At 45.1% G+C, this 23,123-nt stretch carries 23 protein-coding genes; 4 read left to right on the top strand and 19 right to left on the bottom strand.

Annotation, left to right across the window (positions count from 1 at the left end; all coding sequences use genetic code 11):
* Positions 1-9: 9 nt before the first annotated feature.
* Both AC3IRK_RS09260 and fumC read right to left on the bottom strand, forming a co-directional pair.
* Positions 10-1,530: a diguanylate cyclase gene (locus AC3IRK_RS09260; RefSeq protein ID WP_188004469.1), complete on the bottom strand. Its 1,521-nt coding sequence runs from the start codon at positions 1,528-1,530 to the stop codon at positions 10-12.
* A 78-nt stretch (positions 1,531-1,608) separates the two neighbouring features.
* A complete protein-coding gene (gene fumC, locus AC3IRK_RS09265) occupies positions 1,609-3,003 on the bottom strand; it encodes a class II fumarate hydratase (RefSeq protein WP_131502503.1) in 1,395 nt (464 codons plus the stop codon).
* Positions 3,004-3,119: 116 nt separating this feature from the next.
* Between fumC and AC3IRK_RS09270 the strand changes: the two genes are divergently transcribed.
* Positions 3,120-4,436: a hemolysin family protein gene (locus AC3IRK_RS09270; RefSeq protein WP_214854322.1), complete on the top strand. Its 1,317-nt coding sequence runs from the start codon at positions 3,120-3,122 to the stop codon at positions 4,434-4,436.
* A gap of 35 nt (positions 4,437-4,471) precedes the next feature.
* Here AC3IRK_RS09270 and AC3IRK_RS09275 read toward each other — a convergent pair whose 3' ends face one another.
* Genes AC3IRK_RS09275 through AC3IRK_RS09285 form a run of 3 tightly spaced genes read right to left on the bottom strand, consistent with a single transcriptional unit; the run spans position 4,472 to position 7,021 of the window.
* Positions 4,472-4,867: a ribonuclease HI family protein gene (locus AC3IRK_RS09275; RefSeq protein WP_114595601.1), complete on the bottom strand. Its 396-nt coding sequence runs from the start codon at positions 4,865-4,867 to the stop codon at positions 4,472-4,474.
* A complete protein-coding gene (locus AC3IRK_RS09280; protein WP_489169903.1) occupies positions 4,860-5,819 on the bottom strand; it encodes a CobW family GTP-binding protein in 960 nt (319 codons plus the stop codon). The genes AC3IRK_RS09275 and AC3IRK_RS09280 overlap by 8 nt, the downstream gene beginning before the upstream one ends.
* Positions 5,820-5,830: 11 nt before the next feature.
* A complete protein-coding gene (locus tag AC3IRK_RS09285; protein ID WP_489169904.1) occupies positions 5,831-7,021 on the bottom strand; it encodes an HD domain-containing protein in 1,191 nt (396 codons plus the stop codon).
* Between the two features lie 147 nt (positions 7,022-7,168).
* On the opposite strand from AC3IRK_RS09285, the gene AC3IRK_RS09290 reads away from it, so the two are divergent.
* Entirely contained in the window at positions 7,169-7,651 is a 483-nt protein-coding gene (locus tag AC3IRK_RS09290) for a hypothetical protein (RefSeq protein WP_188004472.1), read from the top strand.
* Between the two features lie 258 nt (positions 7,652-7,909).
* Here AC3IRK_RS09290 and AC3IRK_RS09295 read toward each other — a convergent pair whose 3' ends face one another.
* The 10 genes from AC3IRK_RS09295 to yvfG all read right to left on the bottom strand — a co-directional run bounded on the left by AC3IRK_RS09295 (position 7,910) and on the right by yvfG (position 16,676).
* Positions 7,910-8,491: a deoxycytidylate deaminase gene (locus tag AC3IRK_RS09295; protein ID WP_489169905.1), complete on the bottom strand. Its 582-nt coding sequence runs from the start codon at positions 8,489-8,491 to the stop codon at positions 7,910-7,912.
* A gap of 52 nt (positions 8,492-8,543) precedes the next feature.
* Positions 8,544-9,764, bottom strand: a complete 1,221-nt coding sequence (locus tag AC3IRK_RS09300) for a toxic anion resistance protein (protein WP_131502509.1) — start codon at positions 9,762-9,764, stop codon at positions 8,544-8,546.
* Positions 9,751-10,497 carry a 5-bromo-4-chloroindolyl phosphate hydrolysis family protein gene (locus AC3IRK_RS09305; protein ID WP_131972549.1) on the bottom strand — a complete coding sequence of 249 codons (747 nt, stop codon included), beginning with the start codon at positions 10,495-10,497 and terminating at the stop codon, positions 9,751-9,753. Before AC3IRK_RS09305 ends, AC3IRK_RS09300 begins: the two co-directional genes overlap by 14 nt.
* Positions 10,498-10,764: 267 nt before the next feature.
* Positions 10,765-12,111 (bottom strand): sodium-dependent transporter, encoded by a 1,347-nt coding sequence (locus AC3IRK_RS09310; RefSeq protein ID WP_131972548.1) that lies wholly within the window; start codon positions 12,109-12,111, stop codon positions 10,765-10,767.
* A gap of 196 nt (positions 12,112-12,307) precedes the next feature.
* Positions 12,308-13,192 (bottom strand): diacylglycerol/lipid kinase family protein, encoded by an 885-nt coding sequence (locus AC3IRK_RS09315; RefSeq protein ID WP_131502512.1) that lies wholly within the window; start codon positions 13,190-13,192, stop codon positions 12,308-12,310.
* Positions 13,189-14,706 (bottom strand): ABC transporter permease/substrate-binding protein, encoded by a 1,518-nt coding sequence (locus tag AC3IRK_RS09320; RefSeq protein ID WP_131502513.1) that lies wholly within the window; start codon positions 14,704-14,706, stop codon positions 13,189-13,191. The genes AC3IRK_RS09315 and AC3IRK_RS09320 overlap by 4 nt, the downstream gene beginning before the upstream one ends.
* The gene (locus AC3IRK_RS09325; RefSeq protein WP_114595592.1) at positions 14,703-15,434 is read right to left on the bottom strand and encodes an ABC transporter ATP-binding protein; all 732 of its coding nucleotides are present in this window, start codon (positions 15,432-15,434) and stop codon (positions 14,703-14,705) included. Before AC3IRK_RS09325 ends, AC3IRK_RS09320 begins: the two co-directional genes overlap by 4 nt.
* Before the next feature lie 145 nt (positions 15,435-15,579).
* Positions 15,580-15,786 (bottom strand): hypothetical protein, encoded by a 207-nt coding sequence (locus AC3IRK_RS09330; RefSeq protein ID WP_012370627.1) that lies wholly within the window; start codon positions 15,784-15,786, stop codon positions 15,580-15,582.
* A 60-nt stretch (positions 15,787-15,846) separates the two neighbouring features.
* Positions 15,847-16,458: an NUDIX hydrolase gene (locus AC3IRK_RS09335; RefSeq protein ID WP_214852621.1), complete on the bottom strand. Its 612-nt coding sequence runs from the start codon at positions 16,456-16,458 to the stop codon at positions 15,847-15,849.
* The gene (yvfG, locus tag AC3IRK_RS09340) at positions 16,455-16,676 is read right to left on the bottom strand and encodes a protein YvfG (RefSeq protein WP_131502515.1); all 222 of its coding nucleotides are present in this window, start codon (positions 16,674-16,676) and stop codon (positions 16,455-16,457) included. Before yvfG ends, AC3IRK_RS09335 begins: the two co-directional genes overlap by 4 nt.
* An 89-nt stretch (positions 16,677-16,765) precedes the next feature.
* Between yvfG and AC3IRK_RS09345 the strand changes: the two genes are divergently transcribed.
* Both AC3IRK_RS09345 and AC3IRK_RS09350 read left to right on the top strand, forming a co-directional pair.
* Positions 16,766-18,340 (top strand): FAD-dependent monooxygenase, encoded by a 1,575-nt coding sequence (locus AC3IRK_RS09345; protein WP_131502516.1) that lies wholly within the window; start codon positions 16,766-16,768, stop codon positions 18,338-18,340.
* A gap of 31 nt (positions 18,341-18,371) precedes the next feature.
* Positions 18,372-18,680 carry a hypothetical protein gene (locus tag AC3IRK_RS09350; RefSeq protein WP_114595589.1) on the top strand — a complete coding sequence of 103 codons (309 nt, stop codon included), beginning with the start codon at positions 18,372-18,374 and terminating at the stop codon, positions 18,678-18,680.
* Between the two features lie 77 nt (positions 18,681-18,757).
* On the opposite strand, the gene gpsB is transcribed toward AC3IRK_RS09350, so the two are convergent.
* The 4 genes from gpsB to AC3IRK_RS09370 are packed head-to-tail and all read right to left on the bottom strand — an operon-like array spanning position 18,758 to position 23,089.
* Positions 18,758-19,084 carry a cell division regulator GpsB gene (gpsB, locus tag AC3IRK_RS09355; RefSeq protein ID WP_131972545.1) on the bottom strand — a complete coding sequence of 109 codons (327 nt, stop codon included), beginning with the start codon at positions 19,082-19,084 and terminating at the stop codon, positions 18,758-18,760.
* 5 nt (positions 19,085-19,089) lie between these two features.
* Positions 19,090-19,650 (bottom strand): SLOG family protein, encoded by a 561-nt coding sequence (locus AC3IRK_RS09360; protein WP_131502519.1) that lies wholly within the window; start codon positions 19,648-19,650, stop codon positions 19,090-19,092.
* Positions 19,647-20,828: a ribonuclease H-like domain-containing protein gene (locus AC3IRK_RS09365; protein ID WP_131972544.1), complete on the bottom strand. Its 1,182-nt coding sequence runs from the start codon at positions 20,826-20,828 to the stop codon at positions 19,647-19,649. Before AC3IRK_RS09365 ends, AC3IRK_RS09360 begins: the two co-directional genes overlap by 4 nt.
* A complete protein-coding gene (locus tag AC3IRK_RS09370) occupies positions 20,825-23,089 on the bottom strand; it encodes a DEAD/DEAH box helicase (RefSeq protein ID WP_489169906.1) in 2,265 nt (754 codons plus the stop codon). Before AC3IRK_RS09370 ends, AC3IRK_RS09365 begins: the two co-directional genes overlap by 4 nt.
* Positions 23,090-23,123 lie beyond the last annotated feature (34 nt).

Raw genomic sequence — 23,123 nt, forward strand, 5'->3', positions numbered from 1 at the left:
ATACTGCCGTTACGGAAGACGAATCACCCATTGTCGAATTTGCTCTTCTAATTGATGTGGATCGAGAGGAGACAAACAATAATCTGTAACGCCTCGTTCAAGCGCTTGACCAAGCAATTGATTTTCTTCGCCGGCAATCGCAATCACGTCAATGATTTGGTCACGTGTCTGCTTCCATTCATCGACAAGCTTAAAATTTGATGCTGCCAGTTCTTCAAGCGGCATGACATACAATTGAATCGCGCCAACTGTTTTTTGATTGTCCGCCACGAGATCAAAATCATATTTCGGATGGCTCGGGATTTCCATCAGCGAAAGAGATGGAAGAATCGACTTTTCGATTTTAATGACGGCTTTCACTTTCTCTTTTTCAGTTGCCATTGCATAGACGATAACCTGATTTCTCCCATTTCGCTTGGCTTGATACAGCGCTTCGTCCGCTTCCGATGTCATTTCCTCCAAATCCAGCATTACATCATCAATGACTGTTAATCCGATGGAAACCGTCACTTTCAATCCATTTGGAAATGTATGACGTTCAATCCGTGCCCGAACTTTCTCCATCATTTCTGTAGCATGATTCGAATCATCCGCACTAAACAACACCATGAATTCTTCTCCACCAAAACGAATCAATTCGTCGTCTTGTCGAAGAGCTTGTTTCGTCAAGGCAGCCAGTTCGGTCAACACAAGATCCCCCGTTGGATGACCATGTGAATCATTGATCCGTTTAAAGTGATCTAAATCAAAGATGGCAAGGGCAAAAAATTGACCATCACGTTCTAACCGGGATGTCCGTCTCCGGTAAGCATTTTGGAGGTATTTCCGGTTAAAGGCTCCTGTCAATTCATCGACTAACATCGACGAAGAAACTGTCCGTAGTTTTCGGAGCAAACGCTTCAGACGAATTTTACGTTCATCGATTCCGACGGTTTCATCCCAATAGTCGTCTGTCCCGAGCGCATAACAAGCTTGACGGACACCCGGGTCATTTGGACCAATCAAAATCAGGGGAATAAACGATGCTTCTAATTTTTTAAACAACTTCACAATCAATGCGTCATTCGTCATTCGGATGATTTCGTAGTCGATCAACATCGCATCGACATGCAAATCGTATCCGACTTCCAATGTATCTTCGATGGATCCAAAGAAACGGGTCATGTATCGTTCTTGTTCCAGTGCTTTTTTCCACTGAATATTATCTAAAAACCGTTTTGTGACCGAAAGAATCATTTCTTTCCGGACGACTTTTTTCCGTCCCCGTTCTGATAGATGATCGATGACCGGTGCGAGTAGTGTCACGATCTGTTCATGCGGCACTTCTTCTACTACACTGTCCAACTCACTCACCCAGCGAGCAGTCTGCCGTTCGAAAAATTCTGCTTGATCGTGTTCGCTAAACCGGTTAAGCCACTGTGCGAAAACAAGCAACTCCGATTTTGGAACAGAATCCATCCGGAGTAAGCGTTCGACCATGAGAATCGTTTGATCGATTTGTTTTTCAATTTGTTTTTTTGTTGTTTCCACAAGTCTTCCCTCTCTTTCTATACAGCCGAAATCATCCGTTCGACTGAAAAGAAAACGAGGGAGGACCCTCGTTTTCGATTATGCCTTTAGGTTAGGATGGACCATCTCTGCTGGAACGATCCACTGGTCATACTGTTCTTCTGTCAACAAACCGGTTGCAAGCGCAGCCTCTTTTAAAGTTGTACCCTCTTTATGAGCAGCTTTAGCAATCCGAGCTGCATTTTCATAGCCGATATGCGGATTCAGTGCCGTGACAAGCATCAGCGACCGTTCGACGTTCTCGGCAATGACCGTCCGTTCCGGCTCGATTCCGATCGCACAATGGTCATTAAAGGACTGAAGAGCGTCCGTTAATAAACGAACCGATTGGATGTAGTTATACATGATGACCGGTTTAAAGACATTTAATTCAAAGTTCCCTTGGCTTGCTGCAAAACCGATTGTCGCATCATTCCCGAGAACTTGAGCGGCAACCATTGTCAGCGCTTCACTTTGTGTCGGGTTGACCTTTCCAGGCATGATTGAACTTCCCGGTTCATTTTCCGGTATCGTGATTTCACCAATTCCCGCACGGGGACCCGATGCCAACCAGCGGACATCATTGGCGATTTTCATCGCATCCATCGCCAGGGCCTTGATGGCGCCATGGGAAAAGACAAGTTGATCATGACTTGTTAAGGCATGGAACTTATTTTCTGCGCTGACGAATGATTTCCCGGTTTCTTGACTCATTTTTTCAGCCGCCCGGTCTCCGAATTCTGGATGGGCATTGATTCCGGTTCCAACTGCAGTCCCGCCAATGGCTAGCTCCGTCAATGGCTCTAACGTCAACTCAATCATCTTTTTCGAAAGCTGTAACATACGGACCCAACCACTGACTTCTTGTCCCAATGTGATTGGTGTTGCGTCCTGTAAATGTGTCCGTCCAATTTTGACGATGTCTGAGAAGGCTTTTGCTTTCTCATCGAGCGTCGCATGGATGGCATCAATCGCTGGTAACAGTTGATCGATGACAATCGTTTTCGCTGCGATATGCATCGCGGTCGGATATGTATCGTTCGAACTCTGTGATTTGTTGACATCGTCATTCGGATGAATGACTTGCTTGCTTCCCCGTTCGGCAAGTTTTCGTGTCGCGACCCGTGCGACGACTTCATTGACGTTCATGTTCGACTGTGTACCTGATCCGGTTTGCCAAACGACCAGTGGAAATTCTGCGTCGAATTGTCCGGCGATGATTTCGTCACATACTTCAGCAATCACTTCGGCTTTCTCTTGATCCAGGACACCTAAATCACGATTGGCTAAAGCCGCCCCTTTTTTGAGAACCGCAAATGCCCGAATGATTTCAATCGGCATTTTTTCTGTTCCAATCTTAAAGTTTTCTAGGCTCCGTTGTGTTTGTGCTCCCCATTCTTGTGCTTCCGGGACACGAATTTCCCCCATCGTGTCGTGTTCTAAACGGTATTCCATGCTAATTTCCCCCTTTATCTGCTGATACATTAATAGTTTAACGGAAACCGTGACGAATGGGAATGATAGAGGCCAGTTTGGGGAATAGTTTGTTATCGAAAAGGAGTGAATGCTTGATGTGGTTGATTAATTTAATGATTGTCCTGCTGTTGATTTTAGCAAACGGTGTGTTCGCGATGACAGAGCTCGCCTTGTTATCTTCGAAGAAATCAAAACTACAGCAATATGCCGATGAAGGAAAAAAATCGGCTCAAGTCGCACTGGACTTTTTAGAACGTCCAACAGATTTACTATCGACGGTTCAAGTCGGTATAACCTTGATCGGCATCATCAACGGAGCATTTGGCGGTGCTGCATTATCCGCCCCTTTGATTAGCTGGCTGTCCGGCTTTTCATGGCTGGCTCCTTATGCCAGTACGGTCGGCTATATCGTGGTCGTCACCATCATCACCTATTTATCGCTGGTTGTCGGTGAACTGGTCCCGAAACGGATCGCCCTTGTCAGTCCGGAGCGTGTCACGATGGTCTTGGCACAACCGATGCGCTTATTCTCGAGTATTTTAAGACCGTTTATCTTCATCTTAAGTAAATCAACAAGTGTTATTTTTCGGATGATCGGACTTGATCGTCTTCAAACGGAAGACGAGACGGAAGATGAGGTCAAACAATTACTGATTCGCGGGACGAAAGAAGGAACGTTCGCCATGTCAGAAGCAGAACAGGTCTCTCGGGTATTTGCCTTTCATGATCAGTTAGCGTATGAATTAATGGAACCGCGTACGGTAACGGAATGGATTGACTTAACGGACTCACCGGAACAAATCTTAGCAGATTTACGGACTGCAAAACACCGGAATCTTCCCGTCGGTCACGGTGATTTGGATCACTTTGTCGGATACATCGATGCGAAGGAAATCCTGGCTGCCGAGCAACCGATTGCTGTGATCGAGTCGATGATTCATACACCGCTCATTGTCCCGAAACAATTGCAAGCGACCGTCCTGCTCGAACGAATGCGAAAAGAAACGGTTTCGATTGCCTTTGTGCTCGACGAGTATGGCGGCTTTTTGGGGATGATTACGCTGTTTGATATTCTCGAAGCATTTGTCGGTGAAATTACAACTGTTGAAGAGGAGCCGGAACTGGTGCAACGTACGGATGGATCTTACCTGGCGGATGGATTGTTGCATATTGATGACCTAAAGCGTGTTCTTGGTATCAAAACAGATTTACCGGGCGAAGCAAAAAATACGTATCATACGGTGGCTGGACTAGTCTTATATCTGCTCGGCGAATTTCCGGTCCGGGGAAGTCATGTCACGAGCGACGGCTACCGTTTTGAAGTCGTCGACTTGGACGGTCGACGGATTGATCAAATCTTAATCGAACGACTGGAGGAACCTGTCGACGATATATCCCTACCAAAAAGCTGACCGGGTCATAGATCCGGTCAGCTTTTTGGTTGATGTTAATATTCATTTAACGCGTCTTTTGCCACACGATCGGCTTTGTTTTCTGATCGTGGAATCCACTTGACGAAAGCAAGCGGTAAACGGGAAAATCGCTCAAATGCCGGATCAAAATAGATTTGAATCCGTTTGTTTTTAGCAAATTCGCGTTCGACCGCCAACGAAACTGCTTCTGAATCCGTTCGGAAAGAAAATACACTTTCCCCTTGTGCCAATAATTCTTCTGCTAATTCGACGGCTTTTAAAAACGCCTGAAATTCAGCTTCATGATTATTCTCAGCCGTAATTCTAAACGTCCGTTCGATGACCTGACCTTCTGAATTTTTGCAAAAAATCCCGACTGCCGCATCATCATTCGAGGGACGGACTGCTCCGTCAAAATATAACTCAACCATGTTCTCTCGCCGCCTTTATACCTTTTCGAATCGCTTGTTCATCTAAATTTTTTCCGATGAAGACCAGCGTTGTTTGTTTCAATCCTTCAAATTCACCACGTGTTGCCGTTCCGTAAATCATGCCTGTTCCTTGTAAAATGATTTTCCGATTCGTATCCGAGAAATGAATGATTCCTTTATAACGATATAAATCTTCCGCATACGCTTCGAGAATTTCCCGAAGAACGGCACCAAAGCGTTGCCGTTGCAACGGGAATTGTTCTGTAATCGTCAACGCGGTGAAGGACTCCGCTGCTTTCTGCATACCGTCTGTTTGTTGTGCCAGCCGCTCTTCTTCCTGCTTCGGGAAATGAAACGTTTCGAATAACTGTTGAATCGGCGTGTCCGATTCGATCGTCGGTAGAATCAATGCCGTTGGATTTAGTTCCGATAACCGTTTGGCTGCCACCGTGACCTCGTCCGCCGAAATCAAATCGGTTTTATTTAACAACAAAGTGTCTGCAAAGCCGATTTGACGGACATTTTCTTCAAACGTCAATTGCCGTTCCAGTTGATAGGCATCGACGACTGTAATGACACTCGAGATGTGATACTGTTGCTCGACTGCCGGTTCAAAGTAAAACGTCTGTAAGATAGGACCCGGATCGGCAATCCCTGTCGTTTCGACAATCAAACGGTCAAAGACCATCTCACCGTCCCGTCTTTTTTTAGCAATACGGAGCAACGCATCCCGCAAATCACCACGAATGGAACAGCAGATACAGCCGTTTGTGAGTTCAATGACTTCCTCGTCACTGCGTTCGATTAGCGCCTCATCGATGTTTACGGCACCTACTTCGTTGACAAGTAAAGCCACTTTTTCAATCGGACTCGCAACAATCCGGTTCAATAATGTTGTTTTCCCTGCCCCTAAAAAGCCGGTGACGAGGGTTGTTTGAATTCGTGCTGACATGTGTTCACTCCTTAAGTTAACTGCGACTGCCGCCATTTTTCTTTTCGTGCATCCAGTAAGTCGATGGCATGTAAATACCAGGCGTCTGTCGTCTGCGGGGTGACGCTTGATCCCCACTCTTTTTTGCCATGATGCGATAAAATCATATGCATCAACCGGTGGTACTGATCAACCGGAAGTCGGACAGCTTCTGTTTGTAGCGCTTGTTCCAGAACAAAACATCCATATGGCATATGTCCCATTAACACACCGTTCGGATCTAAGGCAATACCGGACAGTTTTTCATCGACCGTTTCCGCTTGGACCAAACGGGAAAAACGGTCATCGCTCGCTCCGAGATGGGTATATTCAAAGATTTTTCCAATATCATGCAACAAAATCCCCAACAGTAATTCATCCTGGTGTGGACGTTCGTTCAACAAGGCAATCGAACGTGCAGCCTGATACAAGGCATCAAAACTGTCATCCCAGGCAAACTGACGCATATCCCGTTCACCCGCCTGGAACAAGTCGTTTTTATGATCCGCTTCGGCTTCTTGAATACATTGTAAGAGCGTCAAGTCCGGTCGTTCAGATTGACAGATTCCAAAACCAATCGTCATCATACAAGCCGTATGTTTCAACAATCCGCCGATATAGGCATGGTGATGATACAATGCCGCCGGGCGGGTCGAAAAATCTTCCCAATATGTCGATAAAACACGGTGTGCCACTTGTCGAAGCGGCGCCTGCATCTCGTCGATCAGACCAATTAATTGATTACGATAGTCACGTGCAGATTCACCGGCAGGCATTTGCGGTAGAAATGCCGTACCGGATTGATCGTGAACGGCTTTCACCCGCTGGACGGTTAATGACTTGTTGCCGGAATCAGCGGGATATTCTTCGACTTTGGCAGAGACATGCACGATACCGGTCTCAAGATAAGGACGCATCGCCTCTTCCGCTGTCACTTGGTTCAACCATTGTTTTCCTTTACATGCACCACTTGGAGAGTTGAAGGTAAATTGTAACCATTCACGACCTGTCTGGCTCGTTTTAATTTCAGCCGATGCGACAAGTAGGGTTTCTTCTACCTGTTCTCCCGGAACATGATTGGAAATCAGAAAGCCTGATGTCGTCTCCGTTCCTTCGAGTGGATAGTCTTGTCCGCTATAAACCGGCATCTCATGCTCTGGAATGGCTTTAAATAATCGAATCATCGTCAACACTCCTCTCATTTACTCTGCCTTTCATGATAACAAATCTTTTCTGTTCCTGCATATGTTAAAACATTCATTGTAAGCGCTTCATTTATGATTTAAAATGACAAGTGAAGACAAATTATCCATGATAAGGAGGAATGCCGGATGATTTTTTCATTATCGACTTGTTATGACATGGTTCAAGATTCAGCATCGGAGCCGAATCCATCTACCGTAACACGTGAACAACTTCGCCAAGCCGTCTCTGTTTATGATCCGCTTGTTCTGAAGGAACCTTGTTTGTTACACCAACTCATATATCGAGAAATGGTCTTAGCATGTCAACAGGTTGAAGCACTTGGTTTATCGCTTGATGCTACTCCTGTTAAGCTGTTGATTATATCCTCATTTAATCCGGGAGCGGGTTTCGGTGCGGATGAAATCAATCAGATGTCCCATACAACATTAAAACGGCAACTCGCAACGAACGATGTCGTTTTCTCGCGGTTCATCCAACAACTGTTTCTTCATCAAACACAACCGGATATTCTCTGCCAACGTTTGCTGACGGTGTTAGCAGGCGCGACAGCGAAAAAGGCGCTCATTCGAGCCGAGCGGCTTCAAACTTCTTGGTCTATTCTGCAGTAATCATACAAAAAGTCCTGACTCAAATGAGTCAGGACTTTTTTTCAACGACCTGGCATTCCAGCTCCTTGATAGACAATTCTAATGAAAATGCGGCATTCCGCTTCGTCATATTCTATATACATCATTGCAGAATATTGGAAATATGTCAATTTATTTTTCAAAAAAAGTGGGACAACTTCGTCTGAAGTTATCCCGAATGGAAGAGTGAATAATTACCATGGCAATGCTTAATTTCATAATACAATGTGATGGAAGCGTTTACAAGTCTTTATCGAAAATTCTTTCAAGAAAATATTCTTCTGTTAAGGGACGATGAAGCACTTCAATCCCGCTTTGACGCATGAGTGTTAATCCATCCCCATATTCATATCCTGTCGAATAAACAACACGGTCGATTTTTGAAGCAATCAAAGCTAAACTGCAGGCATGGCATGGACTGTGGGTTACGTATGCTGTCGCATGACGGGCACTGGTCGAATCTGCCGCCAGTTTTCCCAATGCATTGATTTCAGCGTGAATCTCATTCATCTTCGACCACTCATGGTGTTCTTCCTGATTGTCACAGCGGTGAAACATTTGACCGTTATGTACGATAGACAAGTCAGGATGCTTTTGACTTTGTCCTTCTGCTGCGGATTTATAAAGAATGTTATCTTGTTTTAAATAAATTTCATTGCAGTTCATGTGTCCACTCGGTGTTCCGTTGATTCCGATTGAAATGGGTTTTTCATCCTTGACGATGACACAGGCAACGGATTTTGAAGCACATTTCGAATGCCGATCCGCCATCATCCGCGCAAACAAAAGCCAGGTCGTATCCCATTGATGTTGTTTTTTCATCATACGTCTCTCCTTTTTAAATAAACCACTAAGGAACACATAAATGTGTTCCTTAGTAAGGGCGGTTTGGTAATTCACGATTTTTTGAAGCCACTTCCATGACTTTTTGTTTTAATTCATTTTCCATTCGTTCCAGCTCATGTTCCGCATCACGACGTTTTTGTTTACCGTCCTGTTGAATCCGTAACGTTTCGTCCAACGTTTCAATCAGATTTTGATGCGCCACTTTCAAGGATTCGACCGATACGATTCCTTTTTCATTTTCTTCTGCAATCTCGATGGAAGAATCTTTTAGAAGCCGCGAATTTTGTTCCAGTAATTGATTGGTCGTATTCGTGACGTCTTTCTGCATCTGCAAGGCAGTTTTTTGCCGTGATAGACTCAGCGAAAGCACCACTTGGTTTTTCCAGAGTGGAATCGTATTAACGACCGCCGATTCAATCTTTTCTGCTAAGATTTGATTGTTTTGCTGAATTACACGAATTTGCGGAGCCATTTGTAAACTGATTGTCCGCGATAGTTTTAAATCGTGAATTTTCTTTTCGAATCGATCGGCAAGCTGAATCATATCATTCAACTCCTGTAACCGGGTCTGATCCTGTGACCGTTCGACTTCCATCCGTAACGGTTCGATTTCATGTTCTCTGACGTGTGCGATTTTTGTTTCCCCTGCTGCAATGTAGAGATTCAATTCTTCGAAGTATCGTTTGTTTTTTTGATACATTTGATCAAGCAACGTAATATCTTTCATCAGACCAAATTTGGACCGATCCAGATTATGGACGACTTCTTCCAGATAAGCACTCATTTTTTCATACTGTAAAAAGTACGTTTCTGCTTTTTTCTTCGCCCGACCGATGACCGGAACATTTGACCAGAAACTTTTCTTTTCCTGTAACGTGTCAGGATCCATCTGACGCACCCGCTGCATTAAATCCGACAACAGCTTCCCGGCATCACCGCCGTCTTTCATTTTCACTTCACTCAACACTTGATCTGAAAACTGTGACAATTCGCGTTGAACCGGTGCTCCGTACTGCATGACGGCATCTGATTTTTTTAAATCGATGACTTGAAGTAACCGTTCAATTTTTTGGCGTTGTTCGACCGGAACGTCGCTTGGAATCATGTCTTCAACCGGACGGACCGGTACAGAGGGTTGGGATGAAGTTTCCGCAAGATTTAAATCAACGGACGGATCTGAAATCGTCGGTTGTGTCGTTGATTCTTCCTCCGGCCATTGTTGCCAGCTATTGTTATCAGAATGGGTCATGTTTATAACTCTCCTCCTGTTTTCGTTGTTCTGACTCTTGTGCCAAAACCTTTTCAATCGTCAACAATTCACGTTCTAAATCTACCGTATCGCCTTCCAACAACAGTGTTTGCTGTTGTTTTAGTTTTTCAGCGATGAGTTTTAGGTTGGATTGTAATTGTTCTCGTGTCTCCATTTGAACTTGCGCCCCTCGTCGTTCGAGGTCCGCAAATTTTTCTGAAATCGAGAGCAGGGAATCTAAATAGAATGTAAAGAAATCACGGACTTTTTTGACTTCACGCGGCGCTGTAAATAGTTCTTCAAACAAGACATGGGCTTCACGGGAAACGATCCGCATCTCGGACCGGATTTCACTATCACGAATCGTCGGAATGATTTGATCAAAGGATTGAAGTTTGACGAATCCTTCTTCGACTGTTCGTTGTAAGACCTGAAGCTCTAAGTCATCCGTTTCATCAAATCTGCGTGTTGCTTGTTCTGGTTTTAAGATGACACTTCCGACAAACTCGTCTTCGTCATCCAGTAACAGTTTCTTTTTAACGTTTTTTCGTTTTAACTCCGTTGATTTCCGTTCAGTCCGATACCGCTTTCCCGGTTTAGCGCGATAACCGCTCCAGATGAACCAGAGACCTAATGCAATGAAGATACCGGAAAAATTCAAGGCATCCGCCACTTGAAGAAATACGAACATCAGACCGATTGATCCAAGGACCCACCATGTAGAAGGCTTCATTTCATCACCACCCCTTTTGATTGTTTCTTCTATCTGTCTTCAAGTTAGTTATTTATTACTTATATCTTACCATTACGAATCATATAACAAAAAGTTTCCCGTTTTAGCGAAATGTTAGTCCTCTGTATTTCTTATTTCACCATAATCTTTGACGTGTTGCATCCGCCTCAAGTTTGATTTCTGCGACCTTACCAAAAACAAAAAAAGCCCATCCGCAAAAAAATGCAGACGGACTTTTTCAAAAGACAAGTAGTTACTATATGTTCCTTAAGAACCGAACAACGGCCAAATCAAGATAATCAAAATCGCAACCGGACTCAGATAACAAATACTAAAACGCCAGAATGGCAGTAAGCGTTTCATCATCGGGCTTGTCACAAGTTCTTGTTCAACCAGGGTCCGGTCCAATTTAAATCCGGCAAAAAATGAAATCAACAAGGCACCAATCGGCATAAGGATATTGGAAACGGTAAAGTCCATCCAGTCAAAAACCGTTTTATCCATCCATGTGATGTCAGCTGCCATACCAAATGAAAGAGCCGATGGAATACCGATTACCCCGATTAATATCGTGGCAATGATCGTATTTCGTTTTTTATCCCGGAACGTTGCGGTTTCTTTCCGGTCCGTAATAGCGGACACCACCACTTCAAGCATCGCAATGGAAGAAGTGATCGATGCGAATGCAAACAAGAGGAAAAACAGGACCAAAAACAACGATCCGAATTGGATTTGACTAAACACCGTCGGCAGGACGATGAACAATAACGAAGGTCCTTCCGCCGGATCGAGACCGGATGCGAAAACAGCCGGGAAAATAGCGAATCCTGCAAGCAAAGAGACGACTACATTCAACGACACGATCCAGATCGCGGAACGATTGATTTGTCCCCGTTCCTTCATGTATGAAGCATAAGTCAGCATCGCTGATACGCCTAACGATAAAGAAAAGAATGCTTGCCCTAACGCACTAAGGACCGATGTCCGGTTTAAGGCGGAGAAGTCCGGTTCGATAAAGAAGCGGACTCCTGCCCCTGCGCCTTCAAGCGTCAACGAACGGACGACAAGAATAATGAAACACAGAAACAGTAGCGGCATCATGATTTTACTCATTTTTTCGATTCCTGCCTGTACGCCGCGTAAGACGATCACGCATGTAATGAGCAAGAAGATCAGCTGTCCAGTAATGGCGTAAGCGGGAGAACCGGAGACTGTCGCAAATAATTCACCCAAATCGGCTCCGTTCATCGCCGTTAAATTACCGGAAAATCCTAACACGATATAGATGAGTACCCAGCCACCGATGACACTGTAAAACGAGAGTAACAGAAAACAGGCGATGACACCGAGCCAACCAATAAACGTATATTTTTTATGACCAAGCTCTGAAAAAGCCTGTAACGCTGTTTTTCCACTTGTCCGACCGATTAAAAACTCTGCAATCAGGACCGGTAATCCGAGCAAGAGCGTAAAGGCTAAAAATAATAATAAAAATGCCCCACCTCCGTTTGTTCCCGTTGTATAGGGAAACTTCCAAATGGCACCCAGCCCAATCGCTGATCCAGCTGCCGCTAAAATAAATCCGACCTTCGAAGCCCATGCATTTCCTTTCATGGCACTCGACCTCCTTTTCAAAAATACTTTTCCATTGTACAAAAGTTCGTCCGGGAAGTCATCCTTTATCAAACATTTTCTTTAAAGCGTCAAAGCATAACCGCATATTCGCGATAAATCGAATGGATTTTAAGATAAAAAAATCGAAGTCCGCGTAATGGACTTCGATTAGTAAATGTTTCAATTGGTGGACACTTTATACTAATGTATCGATTCGACCACTGTACATCTTTAAATATTCCGGTAATACTTTGACTTCGATTGGCGAATGCATCGCCTTTTCTCCATCCGTATCAATGACTTTCGGAGAGTCGGTTTTTAGAGTGAAACCGCTAGTCAAAACATGCGTAAACGACGGTTCCGTCGCTAGACCGATTTTTTGTAAGATGACATCGCGGATCGTCGTCAAGTTCACTTCGTCGACGATTACGAGATCCAGTTTTCCATCATTGTAAGCCCCTTGCGACAGGTTGGTTTCAATGCCGCCAAGTGATTCGCCGTTCGCTGCTAAAATCAAGACCGCTTCCCCGGTCATTTTTTGACCTTCCGCTAACTCCAGTTCGTACGAAAAAGGCTCTGCTTCCATACTCGACCGGATTGTCGAGAGGTAATATCCCATTTTACCCAAGCGTGCTTTTTCTTCCGTATCAATCCCGATGGACGCTTCCGCAACAAGACCCAGACCAACGAAGTTCAAGAAGTACGTATCATTGACTTGACCAAGATCGACTTCGACGATTTGCTGGGTCGCAATCATCTCAGCGGCTAGTCTTGGAACCATCGGCAAGCCCAAAGTCCTTGCAAAGTCGTTACATGTTCCTCCTGGAATGATACCGAGAATCGGACGGTTTTCTAGTTTCGCAATCCCGTTGATGACTTCAAAAACTGTTCCGTCTCCGCCAATGACGACGAGCGCGTCAAAACCATCCGCTTCTTCTGCGAAACGTAAGGCATCGAGGGCTTGAGCCGTCTGACGGATGACGATTTCATCAAACATCGCTGCCAACGGATCAATCACATCCTGTAAAAGTCCGGCGCGGTTCGTTCCTGCCGTCGGGTTACTGATCAATAATAATCTCATTTCAAAATTCCTTCTTTCCGTAAATAGTCGCGTGCGACTTCGCTCGCTGTTTTTCCACCATAAGCGACCGCTTCATTCATTTTCGACATCTCACTATCGGAAATTTTTCCGTCCAACTGTTTTAATGCCTGTTCGACTTCCGGATACTCATCTAACGTCTCTTGACGAAGAAGAGGTGCTCCCTCGTAAGGCGGGAATAACTGTTGATCGTCTTCCAGGACAACCATATTGTATTTTGCGATTTCCGGATCGGTCGAATAGGCATCAATGACTTGGATGTCTCCCGACTCTACAGCTTTATACCGTAATTTCGGCTCCATCGTCACTACTTCTTTAAAATTAACGCCGTACTTTTCCTGGATCCCTTTGTAACCGTCTTGACGATCTTTAAATTCTAATGTGAATCCGGCTTTTAATTGATCCGCCACTTGCTGTAAATCGGAAATCGTCTTTAATTTGTATTGATTCGCTACTTTTTTCGGAACGGCAACGGCATACGTATTGTTGTAGTTCATCGGTGGCAGTAATGCCAGTTTTTGTTTGACAAGTCCGTCGCGTGCCTGTTCAAAGACGGCTTGTTTATCGTTTGAGACCGGCTTTTCGTTGGTTAGACTGGCAAGGACTGTTCCCGTGAATTCCGGATATAAGTCAATGTCGCCGGACTGTAAGGCTTTATAAACAAATGTCGTTTTTCCGAAGTTCGGTTTGACTTGGACATTCAAATCCGTCTGGTCTTCGATGACTAATTTGTACATATTCATCAGAATTTCTGGTTCGACACCTAATTTACCGGCAACGACCAAATCCGGTTGTTCGGTCCGTCCGAGCGCAAACGGAGTGATGATCAATGTCGCGATTAAAGCAAGTGCGACGACGAGTCGACCCGTTTGGCGTTTTTTTGTAGCAACTTCCGTCTGTCTTAACAACGCATCAAACAAAAGTGCCAACAAAGCGGCAGGAATTGCACCGAGTAAGAGAAGATAATTATCGTTCCGATCAATCCCGAGCAGAATAATTGAGCCGAGTCCTCCGGCACCAATCAAAGCGGCAATCGTCGCTGTCCCGATAATCAGGACCATTGCTGTCCGGATGCCGGCCATCATGACGGGTAAAGCGAGCGGCAACTCGACTTTCATAAGGCTTTGCATCGGTGTCATCCCGCAAGCACGTGCCGCTTCTTTCAAGGAAGGGTCTACTTCCGCCAAGCCGGTGTACGTATTACGAACAATCGGAAGAAGAGCATACAAAACAAGAGCGATGACTGAAGGAACCGTCCCGATTCCAACGAGCGGAATCATCAAGCCAAGCAACGCAAGTGAAGGAATCGTTTGAATGACTGACGTGACGCCGATTGACCATTCACTGAATTTTTGATGCCGCGACAGATAAATGCCGAGGGGAATTGCAATCAGACAGGCAATCACAAGTGATAGAACAGACAGTTGAATATGTTCAATTAAAGCTTGCAGTAATTCAGCTTTCCGGTCCTGATACGTCTCAAACAATCCTGTCATTGGAAAGTCCCCCTGACTTGCCCCATGAACTCTTGAACGAATTCATCCTTACTGGCCAAGATTTCTTCTTTTGTCCCGATTAAAACGATCTCGCCCTCGTTCATTAAACAAATCCGGCTGCCGAGTTTTAACGCTTCATTCATGTCATGGGTTACGAATAAGATTGTTTTACCGAGTTCTGCGTTCAATCGCAATAAATCATTTTGTAATTGATCTCTCGAAATCGGATCGAGTGCCGAGAACGGCTCATCCATTAAGATGACGTCTTGTTCTGCCGCTAACGCCCGCATGACACCGACGCGTTGTTGTTGTCCGCCTGAAAGTTCACCCGGATACTTTTTTCTTAAATTCTCATTTAATCCTGTGAGTTGGAACAAGGTATGGACACGTTCTTCCACCTTCTTTTTGTCCCACTTCAGTAAATGCGGCACGACACTTACATTTTCTTCGATCGTCATATGCGGAAATAAGGCAATTTGCTGAAGGACGTAACCAATTTGACGACGTAACTCATGTTCGTCGATCGACATAATCGGTTGACCATTTATCCAAATTTGTCCTTCCGTATGATCAATCAATCGATTGACCATTTTCATCGTTGTTGTTTTCCCACAACCGGACGGACCAATCAGACAAAAGATTTCCCCCTGATTGACTGTAAAGTTTAAATCGCGGACCGCTTTCGTTCCATCTGGATATGTTTTTCCAACTGCTTTAAATTCAATCACGTACGATCCCTCCAACACCTTAATGTAATCAAGTCTATTCTTTAATTATCTTTGTAAAATTTCCCTCATTTAACTTTTCTGAAACCTGCTTTACAAGAATGGAAAACACAAAAAAACCGGCAGAAGATTCTGTCCGGTTCGCTGTTTATTTTGTTTTACGCTCTAATAATTCAATCTCTGATTTGATCAAAACTTGTTTTTCGAATTCAAAACCGAGAGATTCAAAGTTTTTAGTATGCGAGAGGTCACCCACTACTGTATTGGTTAATACAGCTGTGACTTCTGCCACCCAACCTTCTTTTGTTTTTACCATATCACCGACGATATAATCAAATAACTCTTCTTCTTCCATCTTCTTCATCTCCTGACACGTTCAGATATTCTTAATCATATAAAAGAACCTGTGAAAAAGCTAGTATTGCGTCAACGTCCGTAACATCTGCCGTAAAATTTTGGCTGTCAGCCCCCAAATTAAATACTCTTCATGTTCATAAAAATGTTCGACCGTTTTATACGTCCGGTCGACGTATGCATCACGATTCGCCAGACGATCCGTCGGCACGGTTTTACCGGGACGAATTCGCCACTCCATTTCGCCTTGAATCGGTTCCGCTGCAAGTAAGTCAGCGAGCGCTACATAAAAGATGTGGTCGACTTCCATCGGGGATGGGTCGATTTCCTCCGCTGTCAGAATGCCGAGGTACGGATAGATGATGGAGCGATTGGGAGTCACGAGTGGTTCCAATGTCCCGATGATCTCAATATCCGTAAAACTGACGTTCAGTTCTTCCACCGTTTCACGAATCGCCGCTTCTCTTGGTTGTTCGCCCGGATCAATCCTTCCACCCGGAAAAGCAATTTCTCCCGGTTGCGATCGTAACGTCTTCGCCCGAACTTGGAACAACAGATGCACTTCTCCGTCCCGCTCCACTAAAGGAACTAAAACTGCAGCGGCATTTTTAGGAAGTTGTTCCGTCGAAGACGTAAATGCACGCTTGACATCATTTAATTGGAAATCCTTCATCGTGTTTCCTGTGCCACTTTCTGATACGCTTCTTCGAGATGGCGCATCCGAACGATTAAATCGGCATTTTTGGCAATTCGATCCGCTAAAATTGATCCGGCTACAACCTTATAATAGGCATTTAACGCTTGAATTTTCGTCATGTACGCTTCGTTTTGCTGCATGTATTCTCTAAAGTTAGTCACCAAACGTTCTGTCGTAAATAATTGCTCGTTCACTGCTCTCATCCTTTCAGACGGTTTGCCGTCCAGTCGATAGTTTAATGGTAGCGAGTTTCGGCTAAGAAGTAAAATAAGGGGGGCTATCCGTGAAGAAAAAAATAGATGTACTGATCATTGGGGCTGGACCGACCGGCTTAACATTAGCGCTTGCCTTGTCCCGTTACGGACTGACGTTTCGAATCATCGAACGCGCAAGCGGTCCATCTGTCGTTTCAAAAGCAATCGGCATTCAGGCCCGGTCGCTCGAATTGTTTGCACGCCTTGGTGTAGCGGATGCTTTGATGGAGAATGCCATTAAAATCAATCAAGGGAACTTATATGTTAATGGAGCCTGGCAGGCCAAACTTGATTTTACGGATTTAAATACACCGTTTCCTTTCGTCACGTTGTTGCCGCAAAGCGAAACAGAGCGTATTCTTGAAACGCGTTTAAAAGAAGACGGTCATACAGTCGAACGTGAAACAGAGTTGACCGGCTTCGCACAATTTCCGACGTTCGTTACCGCATCGATTCGAAAAAACGATGTCACGGAAACCGTTGATGCTTCTTTTATCATCGGGGCGGATGGAGCCAACAGCTTCGTCCGGCGCGAACTCGGACTTCCGTTCAGCGGTAAGTCTTTTAAGGAATCTTGGGCACTGGCCGACATTGAAGTCGATTGGCCATTATCTTCCGAAGAAGTGCATATCTTCTTCTCTGATCATGGTGTCATTGAATCCTTCCCACTTCAGTCGAATCTTTTCCGGATAACAGGAAACCTGACAAACGGGACTGTCCCGACCGATCATTCTGCCATTGAAGATTTCTTAAAAAATCGCGCAAAGGTTCCATTTACATTGAAGAAGGTCCACTGGTATTCCATGTTCCGGGTGCACAACCGAATCATTGAAAAATTCGGGCACCACCGGATTTATTTAATAGGTGACGCTGCCCATATCAATTCACCGGTTGGCGGGCAGGGCATGAACACCGGAATCGCCGATGCGATGAATTTAGCCTGGAAACTCTGGTGTGTTCACCGCTTCAAGGCAAGTTTCCCCTTACTCGATTCTTACAGCGTCGAGCGGCGTGAAGCGGCACGCGGTATTCTACGTTCTACGAACCTCGCGACTGAATTATTACAGATTAACGTTCCATTTTTACTACCGCTCCAGGAAAAAGTCATTCGGAACAGCCTAAAGATTACACCGTTACATCACTACGTCACGAACCGGATCGCGCAACTTAACAGCAACTATCAAACGTCACGGTTGTTTGTTACACAAGGACGGTTCCCTCTTTTGACACCACGTCCGGGAGAACCGATGCCTTATAGTGAAGTCGTGAATCCGCGAACGAAAAAAAATGAACTGTTATTACGGCGTGCGGACCGCAATTTCCTGCTCTTGCTGTTTCTCCCCCGGGAAGCGAACGAACAAATTCTCCTGCCGTTTAAGGAATTAGCTTATTCTTATCCAGATCTGTTTGAGACCGTTCCGATTCATCAGGAACTGAAAGACGACGGTGTCGTCGACCAAGGTGGCGAACTCGCCCGGAAGTTCGGAATCAAACAAGCCGGTCTCTATTTGATTCGACCAGACGGGTACATTGCGTATCGTCAACAAGGTTTGAAGATTCAATCCTTCTCACGTTATCTTGAACGTTTACTTTATGCCCGTTAAGAACGTATGATAAAGATGAGGTGAGATTTTCATGGACTTTAATACGATTCGGATTATATTGATTGTAGTACTTGTTTTATGTTTTCTCTTCATCGTGACACGGCGGACAAAAGAATCGTTGCGTTGGGTGCTGTTAGGCGAAGAGTTTGGAGAAAAGGGAGAACGGTTGGCCCGTGATCATGACCGGCTCGAACAAGCAGGACTTCATGTCCGGATGGAACGCGGCGTCAAAACATCGTTTCTGTTCCGTAGATTCAGTAAGGATTTAGATGATCGTGTAGCACTTTATGTCTTAAAAGAAGAGTTACCGGAAGCAGAAGTGCTTTTGCATCGTTCGTAATACGAAAAACGGATTCTCTATGCAGAGAATCCGTTTTTTCATGCATACCATGATATTTGCTATAAGTAAGACAGAAATCAATCTTCTTGATGGGGACGTCCAAAAACTGCTTTTTCAAGATTAGAAATCCGGCGCAACATATCGTAGTTTGACGAATTAGATGGTGGAGCCGTCACTTCCGGTTCCACTCTTCGTTCTTCCCGTTTGAAACCGACAGAAGAAGATGATGAAGATTTCGCTTCTTCCAGTTCTCGTTTTAAACGCTCGATTTCCCGTTCAAATCCTTCATAATCTTTGATGACTTGATCAAGATAACCATCGACATCTTCAATCACATATCCGCGTAGTCCGGTTTTGAACTCTTTTTTGTAAATATCATCTGCTGTCAATAACGGCTTATACATATGCTTCACTCCCACTGTTCATTGTAGTTCTGCTCTTGTTCCATCATCGCTAAATCATCTTGCGTAATCAGAAACAATTGATAATCCGAACGTTCCATCTCTAGTTTAGCACGTTCCACTAAATACTTGGCGGATCCACCGTGTTCTTCATCATAGACAGACAACAATCCCTGACTCTTTTGAATCATGAATTCTGTTTTATTTCGGAACTGGGATGGATTTTCATACGGTTTTTGACTGATGGCATCCACGAAGTCCGCTTGATTCAACACAGCCAGGTATTGCGCTTGAACCGGCTCTTTCCATTTTGACTCTTGTTCCAAAAAAGGAAGCAGGATTCCCAACCGTATTTCCGGATACTCCTGTTTAAGTTCCAGAATGACTTCACATGCCCAAAGTTCACATCCCGGCGTGGCACTTGTAATGAACCAGGTCGTACCCATGTCTTCGATCAAACGGATTATCCGTTCCCGATAAGCAGCTTTCAAAATGTTGATTCCTGGATGTTTTTGATCAAAAATCCCGAGTTCCGTCGGTTTATATCCTGTTACTGCGACGACATTCATCCGCGACACTTCCTTTGCAGGCGTAAGCTCCGATGGGCTAACTCAGCAGACAATCGTTCTCGCCGCGAAGCTAACAACTGCTGGTTTTCCAATAGACGTTTGGCTTGTTCAGTATAATCATAAGCAACGGATGGTTGTTTGGCAATGTGCTCGGCCCATTTTGCCAGTTCGATGAATCCTTCATACGTTTCACTTTTTTCAAAGCAGATTTTGGCCTTCTCATGTTGGTGCAATTTTTTATATAAGCGCCCTTGACGCAACCAGCCTTGAGCCGTCAATTCGTCAGCTTGTCCAAAATGTTCGGCTGATTGTTCATTTATACCTAAATCCGCTAACCAGACCCCGATATTCTCACGGATCCGTGACGTGGCTTCTTGACGGTGCGTCACGAGCCGATTACATTCATCATATAAACTCACCAGTGTTAAACAATCGTGCAGATGATGTTCAAGTACGCCTTCCATAATCGCCGGATTCTGGTGTTCAACATATTGAAAATAATGCATCGGCGCTAAAAATCCCGGTAAATCATCTGTTCGTTCAAATCCGATCCGCTCTTCCATCGCCGTCAAGCGGAACGAATCGTACAGACCTTTGAACATTCGCCGGCAGACATGGAGTAAATCCAAATGACCGACTTTCGGCAGACGGGGAACACGTTCGCGGACAAAGACATGACGTGTCTTAATCTGCGGCCAATCAAAACTTTTTCCGTTGTAGGTGACGAATCGGACATCATCCCCGATATCATGCAGAAAATGGTGATAGAGAGCCGCCTCATAATGCGGGTGCGGTAAAAAATACTGCCGCATCAGCAACTCCCCCTGTTCAAAGCGGGCAAATCCGAGCAAAAAAATCGTCGTCCCCGTTCCCTTTAATCCGGTCGTCTCCGTATCGAAAAATATGACCTGTTCGAGCGGGACATCGAGGGCGAGTGGCGGATGCGGCAACTGCAACGATTCAAACACTTCGGCATACGAACGATGTCCATGTTTGGCTTCCAGTGGATACCGGTGATCGATCCGGACAATCCATTCCTCTTCAAACGTGAGGATATCTGCTCCTCGATCCAGCCATGCGGTTTGTTCCGCTGATGTCATTTGCTCCTGATCCGTCGATGAGGAGCTTGTCGGCTCGGTCTCGGTCGTCTTCAACATCCGTCTCAGCTTATTTTTCATGATAATTCCTTCTCCATTTCAGCTAGCATTCTGATTGTCCGCTCTTTTTCATCAGACAAACCAATCATTCCGATACACGCCGGACAACCATCCTGACAAGGACAGGTCTCGATCGAGTCCCGGGCAGCCCTTAGCATGACACCACGTTGTTTGTAAATCGATTCTGCCAATCCGACACCACCAGGATAACGGTCATACAAATAGATGGTCGGTTTTTGTGTATGCGTCGCTTTGACCTGGGGCACAACGAAGACATCACTGGCATCACACATCAAATACAGCGGGGCGACACGTCTTAAGCTGTTCGCGACGCCTTCGATGACTTGTTCCAGTTCCGTACTCGAGGAAGCTTCTTCCGGCAACGAAAACCAGACACCCGTCGTGTGAATTTCCCGTTCCGGAAGATGAATCGGACCTGATCCGATGTTTTCATGTGTTCCGAACTTTATTTTCTTGAACATCGTGGCCATACCGCGGACACTGACATCCCCTCTGGCGACACTGAAATCTCCGTTCGTGTAACTGTCATCCTCATCGAGCACGGAAAGTTCGACTGAAAAATTGGCATCTGTATAGTAATCGACGTCGACGGCACGAACAAAGGCTTTTTTCTCTTCAAAATCCAAGACCTCGACCTGATATTGATCCGCCCCATGTAAATAGATGGCTTCATCGTGCAACAGGGTCATCGCGCTGAACGTATCCATTTCTCCGATAACACGATTCGGGACTTCTGTTTGGTCTACGATGATGACATTTTCCTGATCACTGGAGCGCAGAGAAATACCATGAGCCGGAAACGCATCATTCATCCAATAATAACGTTCCCCGCGTTGATGCAAAACACGTTCTTCGACCAGGTATTCGAGGATATCTTCTGTCTCCAATGTCCCGAACGTCTCGCCCTGCCGGAACGGCAGTTCAAATGCCGCACATTTAATGTGATCGACTGCAATAATCAGATTATCTGGGTCGAGCCGTGCCGCTTCCGGTGATTGATTTAAAAACAATTCAGGACGTTCGGCGACATACTGATCGAGCATCCCGGAAGAAGCGACTAAGATGATCAACGCGTCGTCTTGTCGTCGACCGGCTCGACCGGCTTGTTGCCATAACGAAGCAATCGTTCCCGGATAACCGTTCATGATACAGACTTGTAGTTGCCCGATGTCGACACCGAGCTCTAACGCATTCGTCGAAACGATTCCGGTGATTTCACCTTTACGCAACCGTCTTTCAATATCCCGGCGTTCACTCGGAAGATATCCGCCTCGATATCCTTCAATTGATTTCGGTCCCAGTTCAAACCGGATCAAACTTCGGAGATAGGTCAATAACACTTCGACCCGTACCCGTGAGCGGGCAAAAACAATCGTTTGGAATTTCTTTTTAATAAATCGCGATGCCAATTGTTTTGTCTCAAGGGTTGCCGAACGACGGATACCAAGCTGTGCATTGACGATTGGTGGTTGATAGACGATAAAATGTTTCCGACCGGTTGGTGCCCCGTTGTCGTCAATCAATTGGACTTTTTTCTCTGTCAAACGTTCCGCTAATTCTTGCGGATTGGCAATCGTTGCACTTGTCATGATAAAGATCGGATCACTTCCATAATAACGGCAGATCCGTCGCAACCGGCGAATGACATTCGCTACATGGCTTCCAAATACCCCACGATACGTATGCAGTTCATCAATGACGATATGCGATAGATTTTCAAACAATTCAATCCATTTCGTATGGTGTGGCAAGATTCCGGAATGCAACATATCCGGATTCGTAATGACGATGTTCCCGGCTTTTCGAACTTTTGTCCGAATCGTCGGTGATGTATCCCCATCGTACGTAAAACAACGGATCGGCGCTTCCATCTCATCAATCAGCTCCAACAACTCACTGTTTTGATCTTGGGCCAATGCTTTAGTCGGATACAGATACAGTGCCCGTGCATTCGGATTTTCTAAGAGATAGGATAAAATCGGTAAATTAAAGCAATAGGTTTTCCCTGAAGCCGTCGGTGTTACAATCACCGTTGATGCACCGCTTTGGACGGTTCGAAACGCTAATTCCTGATGGCGATACAACGATGTGATGCCTCTGCCTTCCAGTGCCTGGCGTAAACGCTCCGGCATCGCTTTCGGAAACGGTTCATAACGTCCGGCAGTCGCTTCCATCGTTTTCATATATGTGACACGTTCCATGAAGGAACGATCGGCTTTTAATTCTTCTAAATAGGTAACAAGTGATTGTCTTGATTCCATTGCCCCACTTCCTTCCTGACCTCCATTATACAAA

Source organism: Exiguobacterium sp. GL_137 (genome assembly GCF_057834585.1).